1 protein-coding gene is annotated in these 637 nt (G+C 49.1%); it reads left to right on the forward strand.

What is annotated here, in order from left to right; all coding sequences use genetic code 11:
• Positions 1-637: SLC13 family permease (locus tag R7Z50_RS28445; RefSeq protein WP_318149873.1), on the forward strand; the 637-nt coding region annotated here is incomplete at both ends.

Raw genomic sequence — 637 nt, forward strand, 5'->3', positions numbered from 1 at the left:
TACAGCGCCTCTATCGGCGGTATCGCTACGCTAGTTGGTAGCCCGCCAAACGCAATTGCTGCGGCCGAAGTAGGTTTGAACTTCACGGAATGGATGAAGCTAGGTCTGCCAATCTCTTTGATTTTGATGCCAATTGCGATTTTGGTTCTTTACACCATGACCAAGCCAGATTTGAGCCACAAGTTTGAACTTGACCACAAACCTGTTGAGTGGACGAACGGCAAAATGGTCACACTGGCAATCTTCTTACTTACCGTCACTTTGTGGATTTTCAGCAAGCCGATCAACACCATGCTTGGCGGTTTTGCAAAATTCGACACCTTGGTTGCGATTGGTGCCATCTTGCTGCTAGGCGCATCTCGAGCAGTCGAATGGAAGGACATTGAAAAGACAACAGACTGGGGTGTTCTGATCCTGTTCGGCGGCGGTATCTGCTTGAGTAACGTTCTAAAAGCGACAGGCACCAGCGTTTTCCTAGCGCACAGCCTAACTGGCTTCCTCGAACAAGCAGGTGTATTGCTCACTATCCTTTCTGTGGTTGCCTTTGTCGTCTTCTTCACTGAGTTTGCAAGTAACACAGCGAGTGCAGCGTTAGTAGTACCAGTGTGCGCGACCATGGACGAAGCAATTGGTCTAT

The organism is Vibrio sp. 1249-1 (assembly GCF_033340495.1).